Annotated in this window: 12 protein-coding genes; 6 read left to right on the forward strand and 6 right to left on the reverse strand. The window is 48.5% G+C overall.

Annotation, left to right across the window (positions count from 1 at the left end; genetic code table 11):
• Positions 1-325: 325 nt before the first annotated feature.
• Positions 326-1141: a hypothetical protein gene (locus NC981_RS20910; RefSeq protein WP_348244683.1), complete on the forward strand. Its 816-nt coding sequence runs from the start codon at positions 326-328 to the stop codon at positions 1139-1141.
• 21 nt (positions 1142-1162) lie between these two features.
• Here NC981_RS20910 and NC981_RS20915 read toward each other — a convergent pair whose 3' ends face one another.
• Together NC981_RS20915 and NC981_RS20920 are read right to left on the reverse strand one after the other, a co-directional pair.
• A complete protein-coding gene (locus NC981_RS20915) occupies positions 1163-2026 on the reverse strand; it encodes a fructosamine kinase family protein (protein WP_348244684.1) in 864 nt (287 codons plus the stop codon).
• 3 nt (positions 2027-2029) lie between these two features.
• Entirely contained in the window at positions 2030-3304 is a 1275-nt protein-coding gene (locus NC981_RS20920) for a pitrilysin family protein (protein ID WP_348244685.1), read from the reverse strand.
• A 155-nt stretch (positions 3305-3459) separates the two neighbouring features.
• On the opposite strand from NC981_RS20920, the gene crtD reads away from it, so the two are divergent.
• On the forward strand, positions 3460-4965 hold the full coding sequence (gene crtD, locus NC981_RS20925) for a C-3',4' desaturase CrtD (protein WP_348244686.1): 1506 nt from the start codon (positions 3460-3462) through the stop codon (positions 4963-4965).
• On the opposite strand, the gene NC981_RS20930 is transcribed toward crtD, so the two are convergent.
• Positions 4954-6804, reverse strand: a complete 1851-nt coding sequence (locus NC981_RS20930; RefSeq protein WP_348244687.1) for a chromosome segregation ATPase — start codon at positions 6802-6804, stop codon at positions 4954-4956. The genes crtD and NC981_RS20930 overlap by 12 nt on opposite strands.
• Before the next feature lie 224 nt (positions 6805-7028).
• On the opposite strand from NC981_RS20930, the gene fabG reads away from it, so the two are divergent.
• Positions 7029-7775: a 3-oxoacyl-[acyl-carrier-protein] reductase gene (gene fabG, locus NC981_RS20935; RefSeq protein ID WP_348244688.1), complete on the forward strand. Its 747-nt coding sequence runs from the start codon at positions 7029-7031 to the stop codon at positions 7773-7775.
• The gene (locus NC981_RS20940; protein WP_348244689.1) at positions 7753-8400 is read left to right on the forward strand and encodes an NAD(P)-binding domain-containing protein; all 648 of its coding nucleotides are present in this window, start codon (positions 7753-7755) and stop codon (positions 8398-8400) included. Before fabG ends, NC981_RS20940 begins: the two co-directional genes overlap by 23 nt.
• Positions 8401-8472: 72 nt before the next feature.
• On the opposite strand, the gene NC981_RS20945 is transcribed toward NC981_RS20940, so the two are convergent.
• A complete protein-coding gene (locus NC981_RS20945) occupies positions 8473-8922 on the reverse strand; it encodes a universal stress protein (RefSeq protein WP_190377347.1) in 450 nt (149 codons plus the stop codon).
• Between the two features lie 164 nt (positions 8923-9086).
• Here NC981_RS20945 and NC981_RS20950 point away from each other — a divergent pair, with 164 nt between their 5' ends.
• Positions 9087-9785: a uracil-DNA glycosylase gene (locus tag NC981_RS20950; RefSeq protein ID WP_190377346.1), complete on the forward strand. Its 699-nt coding sequence runs from the start codon at positions 9087-9089 to the stop codon at positions 9783-9785.
• Here NC981_RS20950 and NC981_RS20955 read toward each other — a convergent pair.
• On the reverse strand, positions 9778-10335 hold the full coding sequence (locus NC981_RS20955; protein WP_348244690.1) for a hypothetical protein: 558 nt from the start codon (positions 10333-10335) through the stop codon (positions 9778-9780). The two genes, NC981_RS20950 and NC981_RS20955, sit on opposite strands and share 8 nt — an antisense overlap.
• A 128-nt stretch (positions 10336-10463) precedes the next feature.
• Here NC981_RS20955 and psbN point away from each other — a divergent pair, with 128 nt between their 5' ends.
• Positions 10464-10595 (forward strand): photosystem II reaction center protein PsbN, encoded by a 132-nt coding sequence (psbN, locus tag NC981_RS20960; protein ID WP_190377344.1) that lies wholly within the window; start codon positions 10464-10466, stop codon positions 10593-10595.
• Between the two features lie 14 nt (positions 10596-10609).
• Here psbN and NC981_RS20965 read toward each other — a convergent pair whose 3' ends face one another.
• Positions 10610-13684 (reverse strand): alpha-mannosidase, encoded by a 3075-nt coding sequence (locus tag NC981_RS20965; protein ID WP_348244691.1) that lies wholly within the window; start codon positions 13682-13684, stop codon positions 10610-10612.
• Positions 13685-13728 lie beyond the last annotated feature (44 nt).

Below are 13728 nucleotides of genomic sequence, written 5' to 3' on the forward strand. Positions count from 1 at the left end.
CAGTTTGAATTCGAAATCGCGCCTGCAATCAGGGTGACACAGATGAAATTAATCTGAAGGGAATAAATAACGTGACAAAGGGTTAGAAGATACTGGAATCCAAAAAACTAGATACAGCGTACACAGTTAAATTCCAGAAAGTGGGACGACTTTAGGACAGTTAATCAGGTGACTCTAGTTTAAGGCTAGACATACTGACTGATTAATATGACCTAACTTCCGTAAGGTGAATGCAACCATTATGACAATCTAACGGAATTTGGGTAAATTGTTCTAGAGTTCCAGGCTGAGTTCCATTAAGCTTTCTTAAAGAGGTTTTTCTACTGTGGTTTTGAGCGCTAAACGGCTTTGGATTGGAATTGCGGGTGTCGCTAGTCACTGCGCGATCGCAGGTGTGGCGATCGCGGGAATCGTCGCGATTCAGATCGATCGGCTGAAACAGCCTTCGATTTCGCTGCTTACGCCGCAGCAAGCGGAACAACAAGAACGATCGCGGCTGAATCTTCTCAGCAAAACGCCGAGTTTTGGCTTTGATAATCTAATTGCGGGCTGGACGTTTTTGAATTTTATCCAGTATTACGGCGATGTTCCTGCACGACAGGCAACTGGATTCTCGCTAAGCCCAGAATACTTTGACATTATCACTCGTCGCGATCCTCGCTTTGTCGAAAGCTATCTATTTCTGTCAGGAACGGTATCCCATCAAATGGGTAAACCAGAATTAGGGCTGAAATTGATGCAGCGAGGCATTGATACGCTTTCACCTCAAATGCACCCAAGAGCATTCACGCTCTGGCGCTGGAGGGGAATGGATCAGATTCTTTTGCTTGGAGATTTACCGGGAGCAGCTCGATCGTTCGACATGACGGCAAAATGGGCGACTGACACCGAGGGATACAAGCAGTTCGCACCCAACTTTCAGGAAACGGCTGACTTTTTAAGAACCAATCCTGAGATTCGCTGGGTTCGGTTCCAAGCTTGGTCGTTGGTGTATCAGGATGCGACTTCTGGCGGCGATCGATTCACCCGCGATCGAGCAAGACGCGAACTCCTGAAACTGGGCGCAATAGAGCAAACAAACAAGAAAGGCGAAACAATTTTTATTCCGTCTAAAGCATTGCAGCAGCCGAAAGCCAAGTAGATCGAAGGTAAAACATACAGCTCAAAGAACGAGCTGATCGATCATTCGCTCGGCTTGAGAGGCGTAGCCACCCCCAAACAGATTAAAGTGATTCAAGATGTGATACAGGTTGTAGAGCGTTTTTCGCCGCTTGTACCCTGCATCAATTGGGTAAATCTCTTCGTAGCCCCGATAAAACTCAGCCGGGAAGCCGCCAAACAACTCAGTCATTGCCAGATCAACCTCTCGATCGCCCCAATACGTTGCGGGATCAAAAATTACAGGCTCCCCAGATTGCATTACGGCGGCATTTCCTGACCACAAATCACCATGCACGATCGACGGTTGTGGATGGTGATTTGCCAGTAGTTTTGGAATTTGCTCTAGGAGACGCGATCCATTGCGAAACCGTCCGCCGTTTTGCGCTGCTAATTTCAACTGATACCCAATTCGGTATTGGGTAAAAAATTCCATCCAATCTGATGTCCAAGAATTAATCTGGGGGGTTGAACCGATCGTATTATCGCGCTCCCAGCCGAATGCCGTCGATTTGTGATACTGGTGCATTCGCGCCAAGTTTCGTCCCAATTCTGCCCAAGATTGAGCGCTCCCACGACCGAGGGCAAGCCATTCTAAAACGATATAAGCTGAACCTCCCGTGCCACCCACACAGATTGGTTTTGGCACTCGGATGGCTTGTGCTTCTGCTATCTGCTGCAATCCGAGCGCTTCTGCCTCAAACATTGCAAGCTGATTGGCTTGATTCAGCTTGACAAAGAACGTAAGCTCACCATTACTCACCTGATAGCCCTGATTGATGCAGCCACCGCTCACCGATCGTCGATCTCGGCTTTCAAACGCTTGCCCCAGTGCTTGGCTAATCTGAGCATCAATTTGCGTCCACATCGCTTATTTTCCTGGCTTCACCACCACACAACCGTAAGCCTGAGTGGGCAAATAGGTTTGTGCTGCGGTTTGCAGATCTGCAGCAGAGAGCGATTGAATGTAAGCCGGATAGTTGAACGCTGGCTCTAAATCGCCGACTAAAGTTTGATAGTAACCGTACAGACCGGAACGATCGCTCGGTGTTTCATTCCCAAACGTGAAATGATTTGCCACCTGAGTCCGGACGCGATCGAGTTCCGATTGTTCTACCCATTCGGTTTGCAGCGCTTCAAGGTGTGACGCGATCGCGGCTTCGACTGCATCAATATTCTCAACAGGTAGTTGAGCCGAGATGCAGAAAATTCCTTGATGGCGGTAGGTCATATTACTAGCAGACACACTTGATACCAAACCGCGTGTTTCTCGCAAATCTTTGACCAATCGGGCTGTGCGTCCATGTCCGAGAATGCTTGCTAAGCCATCAAGTGCATAAGTCTGCTTCAGATCGACGAGTCCCGGAACGCGCCATAGCATCATCAATCTCGCCTGCGTCAAGCTGGGATCAAGATGCTCTTGGCGAATGATTTCGGTAAAGGGCTGTTCTACAGTGAATTGTGAGCTTCGCTGCACATCGCTGCGCTTTGGTTTAGACACGCTTTCTTCGACAATGCGAATCAATTGATCCACAGGTAAGTTTCCAACTGCAACGGCAGTCATCGATCGCGGATGATACCATTCGGCGTGAAAATCGCGCATTTGTTGAGCGCTGAGCGTTTCAATCACTGAAGCAGGACCTAAAACCTGTCGTCGGTACGGCAGCGATGTAAACGCCATCTCGGACATGTATTGATAGGTGCGACGGCGCGGATTATCTTGCGATCGTCGGATTTCTTCTAGCACGACAAACCGTTCCCGCTCAAAGCCATCTTCTGGAATTTGGGCATTGAGCACTACGTCCATTTGCAGGGGTGCGAGCATGGCAAAATCTTGGGGCGCAGTTGTGATGTAGTAGTGCGTGTAATCTTGGCTGGTTGCAGCATTAGTCACCGCTCCACGCTGCTCGATCTGCTGCTCGAATTCACCGCTCCGCAGCCGATCGGTGCCCTTAAACACCATATGTTCCAGAAAGTGAGCCATGCCATTGATCGAATCCGACTCGACGGCTGATCCGACATCTAACCAAACATTCAGATTCACCGCATCAACGGGAATCTGCTCAGCAATAATCGTTAAGCCGTTGGCGAGGCGATGAATGGTCGGGGCGTTGAGTTTGGGCGATCGAATGAGGGTTGAAGTCATAGCGGTTTGTGGCGTTCTTTACCTATCTTAGTGTTTGCCGAGGAGTAATTCACCTTCAAAATTCATCCAATTCTCCTAAAGTCGCGTCTTTCGGCTTATTCGCTTGGTTCTGCAATTCACTACAATAAAGGCAAGATGTTAAAAAATGTTAAGCAATGCAGAGCAACTCTTCCCGAAAAGTCGTCGTCGTGGGTGCGGGAATTGGTGGATTAACGGCAGCAGCGCTACTTGCTCATCGCGGATATGAGGTTCTCGCCTTAGATCAGGCACTTGTCCCCGGTGGATGCGCTTCAACATTCAAACGACAAGGCTTTACCTTTGATGTCGGCGCGACTCAGGTTGCAGGCTTAGAACCGGGTGGAATTCATCATCGGATTTTTACAGAACTCGCGATCGAGCTTCCTGTCGCAACGGATTGTGATCCCGCCTGCGCGGTCTTTCTTCCGGGTGAAACTGAGCCGATTCGAGTGTGGCGCGATCCAGAGCAATGGAAAACCGAGCGCAATCGCCAGTTTCCCGGAAGTGAACCGTTCTGGCAATTGTTGAAGGACTTATTTCGCTATAGTTGGGCGTTTCAGTCGCGTGATCCGGTGCTGCCGCCGCGAAATATTTGGGACTTGTGGCAATTGACGAAGGCAGTTCGCCCCGATACGCTGCTGACGCTGCCCCATGCGTTTTCAACCGTAGGGGATGCGTTGCGAACGTTTGGATTGACCCACGATCGCCGACTGCACACTTTTCTCGACTTGCAACTGAAACTGTATTCGCAAGTCGATGCGGATGAAACAGCGCTCTTGTACGCGGCGACTGCATTAAGCGTGTCTCAAGCACCACAGGGATTATTTCACCTTCAGGGCAGTATGCAGGTTTTGAGCGATCGTCTGGTTGAAGCGCTCAACCGCGATTGCGGCAGACTTTTGATGCGTCACACGGTCGAGCAAATTCACACCGAAGCCGGGCGCACGACCGGGGTTACAATCCGCAATCAAAAAACCGGTGAAACTTGGATTGAACCCGCTGATCATGTGGTTGCCAATGTCACCGTGCAGAATTTAGTTGAACTGTTAGGGGAAGCTGCACCTGAAGGATATCGTCGTCGCGTCGATAAATTGCCGCCTGCTTCTGGTGCGTTTGTGATTTATTTGGGAGTCGATCGCGCTGCCATTCCCACAGATTGTCCGCCACATTTGCAGTTTCTCTACGATTATGACGGCGCGATCGGTGAAAACAATTCCCTGTTTGTGTCGGTCAGCCACGAAGGAGACGGACGTGCGCCCAGCGGAAAAGCCACGATCGTCGCCTCATCGTTTACCGATACGGGAGCTTGGAAAAATAGCGGTGATTACGAAGGCATGAAGCAGCGATATGCGGCAGAAGCGATCGGGAAGCTGGGACGCTATTTCACGCTGACTCCGGAGACGATTGTGTATCAAGAAGCAGCAACTCCTCAAACCTTTGAGCGATTTACAGCCCGTAGCGAAGGAATGGTCGGTGGTATTGGTCAGCGTATTCCCACATTTGGCCCGTTTGGATTTGCCAATCGAACTCCGGTTCAGAATCTTTGGCTTGTCGGCGATTCAACCCATCCCGGAGAAGGCACCGCAGGCGTGAGTTATTCTGCATTAACCGTGGTGCGTCAGATCGAAGCGTTAACGTCTTAGATTTTGTTGCCATAGGGGAATCAGCGATTGTGCTTGCTCATGGGCGCTAGTTCCAAGCGGGATTTTTTGGGCGATCGCGATCGCGCCTGCTGGATCAGCGCTGGCTTGCGACATTGCCGTTTGTAAAAGCTGCTGACTCCATTGATCGATTAGCGATCGCGCCTCTTCACGCATTGGGCTAGACAGCGCCACACTATCTGCTTTGCGAATCGCATCTGCGATTGTATCGACGGTTCCGCCATTTGCGATCGTTCGAGCTTCTTGTAGCGTTTGCTCAGCTAGGGCATTGCCTTCAATTCGATCTTGCACCAGCGGATCAGGTTGAGTTGCTGCCCGTTCTTGGTCGCGAATCGATTGAAGCTGGCGGGCGTATTGTTGCCGTTTGGTTGCAGCCTCTTGCCCCAGAGCGCGACGCGACGAAATCCGGCTCAGCAGATCGATCGCTTGTTGCAAAGAACTAGCATCGCCACGGTTGGCAATTTGTTCGGCTTGATCGATTAAGGGACGGTCTTCACTGCTCTGAAATTCGGTGGTGATTTGGTCAATGAGTTGCCGTGCTTCTTTGGCTTTGGGATTAGAACTGGGAATTTGAGCAGCAGTTGCGATCGCGGCTTGGAGATCTTCAGGTCGGGTGGATTGTGCCAATTGACGAGCGCGATTCAGTTGGGCGATATCCACCTTTTCAGCCTGCCAGCGAGCAATCAACCTCTGCGCTCTGCTGAATAAAGGACGATCAGAACCAACTTTCTGAGCTTGAGCGATCGCCGCATCGTAATCTTCCGGCGCACCGTTCCAAATTCTGCTGACCGCACTGGCTAACGTTTCAAAATCCTCGACTTCTTTCTGCAAATTTGCGCTCGTCGGGATTTGCCTGATCACATCGAGTGCAGTGGTTAAGTCTTTGCGATCGAGTGCCGCTTCTGCAAAATCCAGCATCTTCTGACTGGTCTCCCCGATCGCTTCTTGAGCAACTTGATAAACATAACTCTGGTTGCCGATACTGGTTAAGAGTTTAATCGCCTCTAGGAAATTCTTGACTCCGCCGGATTCGACTAGATTCTTCGCTTTGCCAATTTTGGTAATGTCTTCGCGGGTGGCTGTGATTTTATTGCTGAGTTCTTGGTATTTGGTAGTTTGCCAGAAGATGTTATCGATCGACAACAATCGTCCTGCCTCGGTCAATGCAATCTGCACTCTCTGTTTCCGCAGCGCGTCTTCTGCTTTGCGGTAAAGCGTTTCGGCTGAAGTCCAGATTTGCTCCCAGCGCGTGATTTTGTCTTCAACTTGCTGGTAAGCACTGCCAATTCTCGGAACTTTTTTCGCGGTACTAATCGCTTCGTCGAGTCTTCCGGCTTGAAATGCTTCTTCGCCTAGATTCAAAATTTCTTGTGCCCACAGTTCGATGAAGCGCTTGGCTTCGTTGTAGAGGGGGTGATCGGGCGGTAGGCTTTTGACAAGCTCGATTGCCTCTAATAAATCTTTGGTGGTGCGCTTGTTGGCGGCAATTTCAGCACAATGTAAACGCAGAGAAGCCGAAGCGAGGGGCCAAAAGATCGATGGACAATTCGGAACAGCAGGAAGTTTGAACAGAAACGCAAGCGACAAGGCGGTGGTGCCTCCGGTCACTACAAACCCCAGGGCAATCATGGCTCTCCAGTCGTTCAGTAGCCATTTTTTGAGCCGATGAAATCGATCGACGATCGCCATTCGATCTAGCTTTCCCTCACTGTGAGGAGGTTCTTTAACCGTTTTAATCGGTTGTTTCTCCGGAGTGCGATTGCTCGATCGACGTGACGGTTTAGGGTTCCGACGATTGGAAATGCCGCGATCTCTGGTCATAGATGGGTGTAAAACTGCAAGAATGCGATCAGGGAATGAAAGCGATCGCGTTAGAAGCCATCCTACCCCCCATTCAGGGAAAAAATAACCTCAAGTGGTTTGAGTTAATCATCTTTTCAAGAAATGATCAAGCAAGCGCAGCGCGTAAAACCTGGATTTGGCTGGTCTGCGTTTGCCTGATCCCGATATGATCAGATCCGCACATTTATATCAGGTCAGGATTCATGGAAGCGCAACTGCAAGGAAAAGTCGCGATCGTCACGGGGGCATCACGTGGAATTGGACGATCGACCGCGTTAGCACTCGCAAGCGAAGGAGCATCAGTGGTCGTGAATTACGCCAGTTCTAGCGGTGCGGCGGAAGAAGTGGTGGCGCAAATTACCGAGCATGGCGGAAGTGCGATCGCGGTGAAAGCCGATGTGTCGAAAGCCGATCAAGTCGATGCGCTGATTGAAGCCACGATGGAGAAATACGGCAGAATCGATGTGTTGGTGAACAATGCAGGAATTACTCGCGATACGTTGTTGCTGAGAATGAAGCCTGAAGAATGGCAAGCGGTGATTGATTTGAATCTTACCGGGGTCTTCCTCTGCACCAGAGCCGTGAGCAAAATCATGCTGAAACAACGCAGTGGACGGATTGTAAATATCACCTCAGTTGCCGGACAAATGGGCAATCCAGGGCAAGCAAATTACAGTGCCGCGAAAGCGGGCGTGATCGGATTTACCAAAACAGTTGCGAAGGAACTCGCGAGCCGAGGAATTACAGTGAATGCGGTTGCACCCGGATTCATCGAGACCGATATGACGCATGACTTAAAGGCAGATGAAATTCTCAAATTTATCCCGCTCAGCCGTTATGGTAAGCCGGAAGAAGTCGCCGGAATGATTTGCTTCCTTGCAGCCTCTCCTGCGGCTGGCTATATTACGGGACAGGTGATGAATGTCGATGGCGGCATGGTCATGGCGTAATGGAGCAACGAAGATGAAGATTGGCGTGATTGGGGCGGGGGGAATTGGCGGCACGATCGGCACTCTCTGGGCAAAAGCGGGACACGAAGTTTTCTTCAGTTCTCGCAATCCAGAACAGCTATCGAATTTGATTACCGGAGAGAACACGCAAGCGGGAACCGTGGCAGAAGCGGCGGCGTTTGCGGATGTGATTCTGCTGGCGTGTTATTACACGACGATCAATGAAGCGATCTCCGCGGCTGGATCACTCGATGGCAAGATTTTGATCGATGCCACCAATCCTTATGAGCGCGAGAACGGCAAACTTCATCGAGTGCCGGATGTAAGTTCGGGTCTAGAACTCGCGGCAAAACTGCCAAATACAAAAGTTGTGAAAGCCTACAACACGCTACCGACTGCAACGTTTGCGAACGAAGCGCATCGGTCTGAACCTTATACGGTGTTTTACTGTGGGGATGATGCAGAGGCGAAAGCGATCCTGGCTCAACTGATTATCGAGAGCGGCTTTATCGGCATGGACACGGGCAATCTCACTCAGGCAATTCATCAAGAGCCGGGAGGCGTGTTGTACAACCGTCCGATGCTCGCGAATGAAGCACAGCAGTTAGTCACGTCTCTGATCTAACGCTGGTTCGAGAGGAGTTCACTTCGATGTTAAATCCGGGATGCCCCTAAATCGAGGCGCTTTCAGGTTGGTCTATTTTGGCTTCACCACCAAAACCGAGCAGGGGGCATCTTCAACAATCTGACTGCTAACCGAGCCAAGGAGAATCCGCTTCATTCCGGTTAAGCCTCGGCTCCCCAACACGATTAAATCTGCATTGTGGATCTTCGCAAGGCGGACAATCTCTTCGGCTGGATCTCCGATGACGATTTCGACAGCGCTCTCGCAGTCTAAGCGCCGTTGATAGGCGTGTAGCTGCTGCTCAATTTGGCTGTAGGGAAAATGTTCGACAGCGGTTGCGGGTCGATCGACGACCACTTCTACTTCGGATTGGTTCGACGGAACGACGTGCGCCAAAACGACTTTCGATCGAGCTTCGAGATGGAGTTCTTGCAGCGTTTTTAGCACTTGGTCGGAGAGTTCTGATTTTGCAATTGGAGGATTTGCTGTTACATCCAACGCAACGAGAACAGTATTCAGCATCGGAGGTTTCCCCAACAGAGCACCACGAGATCACTCTAGCGCAGTCTTTCTCTGGTTTCAGAAACGATCGGATTCCCTTAAGCTTCTTTCCGTCTTTGGATTGCCGCAGCGTGACCGAATTCCTTCTAAAATTTATAGACTGAATAATTTCTGCCGACGGATTCATGGTGAACGACGAACAAATCAGCCTGTTTGATATTCCTGCGACCGAGCCATCGACACCGAGTGGCTTTGATCCGGAGTTGATTCCGACGAGCGCAAAGATTCCAATTCCCACAGGCACGTATCAAACAATGGAGCAGATGAGCGCTCATTGTAATCACTGTCATCGCTGCGATTTGGGAGCCTCACGGACTCATGCAGTGATTGGGCGCGGTAACTTGAATGCACCGATCATGATTGTGGGCGAAGGGCCAGGACAAACTGAGGACGAAACGGGTGTGCCGTTTGTCGGTCGATCGGGGCAATTGCTCGATCGCATTCTCGCCGCTGTGCATCTCACAACCGAGGAGCACGTTTTTATCTGTAACGTGGTGAAGTGCCGTCCGCCGGAAAACCGCACTCCGACGACCGATGAAGCAGAAGCGTGCAAAGGATACTTGTCCGAGCAGATTCGTATGGTGAATCCGAAGATCATTTTGCTGACGGGCGCGACAGCGATGAGGGCGCTGGTTGGCATCAAGCAAGGGATTACGAAGGTGCGGGGGCAGTGGATCGAGAAGGACGATCGCTTCTATATGCCGATTTTTCACCCTGCTTATCTGTTGAGAAATCAATCGAAAGAGAAGGGCAGCCCCAAATGGTTGATGTGGCAGGATATTCAAGCGGTGAGAGCGAAGCTTGACGAAATTCAGGCTAAGTAACGCTTTCAGGCAGTCTTACCGTGATATTCCATTGCGTTGAGAGAAACCGCACGGTCTCAACAAAAATCTCTGGCTGATCCGTCTGCTGAATCACGGGGAGGGCTGTCCCGGCGAACGCTAAGAAATAGGCCTTAATGCGTTGGGGCTTGCGACGATCAACCACCTTCATTTCGTTTTGCAGGTCTTCGAGATAGACAGCCGCAATTTCAGCCCGATCGCTCGGTAATTTTTCGACGATCGGCTGAAGTAAATCAAGCGCTTTGAGGATTTGCTGCACATCTGCGGTAGTCTCTGCGGGTGAATCGATTACTGGCGTTTTAACGATCGACGCTTTTCCTTTATCGGTAAGATAAGCTCTGACCACCTGAAACTCGCGGGTAGCGTTGTCGTAAACTTTTGCAACTTTGAGGTATCCATCTTCGGACAGTGTATCTAAGTAGTAGCGAATCATCTGCATCGAAGAGCCGATCGCAGTTGCAATACTTTCTCCGGTGGTATTTCCGGCATCAATCACCTCTAGGATTCGCTGTTGCTTTTCGTTGAGTAGCATGGAGAGCCTATATCCCTAGCAGGATGTTTACTGTACCAAATTCGAGAGTCGTTTTACTATGTTAGGCTTTTCGCAAATTGTTAAAATTTGTAATACGATAGGGACATTCCTCTCATTTTTTACTAAATATGGAACCCGCATTCGCACTGAATATCTCGATTTGCGCTGCGATCGTTGGAATCACCGGATTCGCGATCTATACGGCGTTTGGTCCACCTTCCGCGAATTTGGAAGATCCGTTTGAAGATCATGAAGACTAACGATTTAGAGGGTGTCAGATGATGCCCTCTTTTTGATCTTGCCTCTTCTTAATTTTGTATGTCCGAATTTCCCAGGGGCGGATGCGATCGGGCACTTGGAGGGGACGTTCGAGTAAGTCAAACGCTTCAACGATCTCGAAGTCGCCTTTTAGGTTGAGTTGTGCGGGTTTGCCGTGGCATTCGTAACAGCGCAGAATGTACTCGTCTGGATTATCTTCAGATTGCTTCAGACTAGAGAGGACAAGGTTGTCGGATTGGAGATCGAGAAAGGAATGAACGGGCGGGAGTGTGCCGTTTTCGGGGATGCGATCGAGGACGATCGCCTGAAGCGGATTGCAAAACTCTTCAGCTTTCCGAACCGTTTGCGCTTCTTTCCAGTTGCCAGCATGAGGATAGATTGCATAGCTGAAAGTGTGCTGTCCTAAGTCAGCCTCCGGATCAGGAAACTCTGACCCGCGCAGCAATGTCAGCCGAATTTGATTAGGTTTGCAGTCGTAGCCGTGTTTATATTCGCTTAGAATGCTGACCCCATAATTTTTCCCGCTTAAATCTGCCCAACCCAACGCGGAAACCTCCCATTTTGCTTTTTCAGATTCGGTTTTGGGGACTGTGGTTCTGTCGATCGCGCCTGCTGAAATTTCAGATGTTGTAAAACCAGCTTCAATATTGAGCGGAAATATCACTTTAATCAAAGTATGACGGTCTTTCCAGTTTACAGAAGTCTCAATTTTAAGAGTTGAAGAGTTCTCTTCTAAAACATAAGTGAAATGAAAAGTAGAGTTTTCGATAGTTTGCTCTACAAATATTCTTTGACAAAGTAAGTCCTCAAACTTCTCAACTCTAGAGATTTGGGAAAGCTTAGCGCCAGGAAGTTGCGATTTCTCGTAATTTGGATCAATATTCCAGGCATCCCAATATTGCCCGAAATCTTTGAAAGCTTGGATCTGATTTCCATTACTTCTAAGTAGTTGAAATTGGGAAACCTTATCAAAAAGGCTTTTTAGTTCTCCTGTTTCTGGATCTACATCAATTCTTAGATATTCATTCTCTAAAGTAAAGGGTTCTAAAGTAGCCTTAGATGCAGTAACAATTGAGTCAGTTGGACAGAGCCAGAAACAGCAATATCCAATAGCAGGAATCTGATCTGTATAGAACAAAACTACAGAATGATTGTCGGTGTTGGATGAGCAGATCTGCTGCTTTAAAGGCTGTCCTGATAAATTATAGACTCGCCAAGATTTACATTCTAGATTTAAACGATTGCGCGCTTGAATACGACAAAGATGAGATCTTTCCCAGTTTGAGGAATTAAAAACAATAAAGGCTTCTGCGTGAGGATGGGGTGGTGATGGAAATTTAATTTGCTTAGCGATCGTTTCTAACGATTTGTATTGAATATCGATCGACATATCTTGGACGTCAAACCACTCCTCGTTAGCATCTCTGAATACTGGATTAATCGATGTGCCAGGTAGGATGTCATGAAATTGATTAAATAAAGCCTTCTTTCGAGCAGATTCTAAAATTGATTTAGAATAATCCACTTTGGCTATAGAACTTGCTAAAGAAGCCCATAACTCGGCTTGATGAAGTAAGCCTTCACAACGACGATTAAGTTTTTTCTGATCGCCATGTGTTGTATAACAACCGCGATGAAATTCTAAATAAAGTTCATCATTCCAAATATCTTTTGGAGATTCTAAGCTTTCTAAATAGTTGAATGCAGTCGTAAACTCTAACTTTGGAAAAAAGGGCGATCGCTTCCACCGTTCTGCAATTTCCAACATATCGCGAGTCGGGCCTCCACCGTGATCACCCACGCCAAATAGCCAAAGCGCATTCGGTTGTCCGGTTTTTCTTACCCAATCCCAAGCGAATTTTGCCATTTTGATCGGCTCAATTCCTTCACCGATCGGGGATGACATTAAACTTTTAACTTGACTTCCATCCGGTGCTTGCCAGTTAAACCATTCATACGGAAACTGCGTCGTATCATTCCATCGAAGCTTCTGCGTCACAAAATAATCAATTCCTGCAAGCTTGAGAAATTGCGGAGTTTGCCAATTGAATCCAAAGGTATCGGGAAGCCATGCAACGCGACAGATTTCGCCAAACTTTTCTTGACAGTATCGTTGACCGTATAAGAGATGACGTGCGATCGATTCCGCATTAATCAAGTTCATCTCCGGCTCAACCCACATTCCGCCGACAATTTCCCATTTTCCCGCCTTCACTTGTGCTTGAATTTGAGCAAAAATCTCCGGTCGATTCTGTTCAATCCATTCGTATAAAGCGGGTGTGGTGTGACAAAACGTAAGCTCAGGAAAATCTTTTTGCAAATGGAGAACAGAAACAAATGTGCGTTCTGCTGCTCTCCAAGTTTCCTCGACATCCCAAAGCCAAGCCATATCTAAATGAGCATGACCGAGAAGAAAAATTGTATGTTGTTTAATTTGAGAACTGAGCGGTAAAAGCGAGGTTCTTAAGGCTTCTAGAGATTGATGAAAATATTGTCGATCGTCAACCTTCCAATCCAAGTTAATCTCAGGTTGATCTAACTCAAACGCATCAATATACCCCTGAATTACTTCTAATTCATCTGCGACAAATCCTGGATCAATTTCGTTGTAATCGGATTCGTAGATGAGGCGCGATCGCATGAGCCCCCCAATGTCATGCCCCGGACTCACTAATCGAATTGCAACCGCAACTTTCTCACCTGGAACGACATTTGAACTCAGAACAACCCGACAAGAATGATCAAATAAATCACCCTCTTGAACTTTCCGACCGTTGATGTAAACTTCAGCCAATTCCGCCCACCAAGTTAATGCCAATCTCAGCGTTAACCCCGCTAACGGATACTCATTCAGCGCTTCAGGCAAGACGAATTCTTGATAGAACCAGCGAACTTTTCGCCCTTTTTCCCACACCAAATAGCACTTCTCATTTAGTTCAATTTTTGTGAACGATTGTGTGGAAATATCCTCGACCGCGCAATCTTCGCACACCCCCCAACCCTCAATTGCATCAGCTTGTACTAAATTTCGTAAGCGCTCGATAAAAGAAGCAGTGAGAACGTCAGTCATACCGATATGATGAGGGTGAAACGTGCGATCGTCGTAATATCGTC

Source organism: Leptolyngbya sp. DQ-M1, assembly GCF_039962505.1.
Classification (GTDB): Bacteria; Cyanobacteriota; Cyanobacteriia; order Leptolyngbyales; family Leptolyngbyaceae; genus Leptolyngbya.

Excerpts from the sequence above, each read along its gene's own strand:
- NC981_RS20915 (WP_348244684.1), bottom strand. The coding sequence starts at position 2,026 with ATGTGGACGCAAATTGATGCTCAGATTAGCCAAGCACTGGGGCAAGCG.
- NC981_RS20920 (WP_348244685.1), bottom strand. The coding sequence starts at position 3,304 with ATGACTTCAACCCTCATTCGATCGCCCAAACTCAACGCCCCGACCATT.
- crtD (WP_348244686.1), top strand. The coding sequence starts at position 3,460 with ATGCAGAGCAACTCTTCCCGAAAAGTCGTCGTCGTGGGTGCGGGAATT.
- NC981_RS20930 (WP_348244687.1), bottom strand. The coding sequence starts at position 6,804 with ATGACCAGAGATCGCGGCATTTCCAATCGTCGGAACCCTAAACCGTCA.
- fabG (WP_348244688.1), top strand. The coding sequence starts at position 7,029 with ATGGAAGCGCAACTGCAAGGAAAAGTCGCGATCGTCACGGGGGCATCA.
- NC981_RS20940 (WP_348244689.1), top strand. The coding sequence starts at position 7,753 with ATGGCGGCATGGTCATGGCGTAATGGAGCAACGAAGATGAAGATTGGC.
- NC981_RS20945 (WP_190377347.1), bottom strand. The coding sequence starts at position 8,922 with ATGCTGAATACTGTTCTCGTTGCGTTGGATGTAACAGCAAATCCTCCA.
- NC981_RS20950 (WP_190377346.1), top strand. The coding sequence starts at position 9,087 with ATGGTGAACGACGAACAAATCAGCCTGTTTGATATTCCTGCGACCGAG.
- NC981_RS20955 (WP_348244690.1), bottom strand. The coding sequence starts at position 10,335 with ATGCTACTCAACGAAAAGCAACAGCGAATCCTAGAGGTGATTGATGCC.
- psbN (WP_190377344.1), top strand. The coding sequence starts at position 10,464 with ATGGAACCCGCATTCGCACTGAATATCTCGATTTGCGCTGCGATCGTT.
- NC981_RS20965 (WP_348244691.1), bottom strand. The coding sequence starts at position 13,684 with ATGACTGACGTTCTCACTGCTTCTTTTATCGAGCGCTTACGAAATTTA.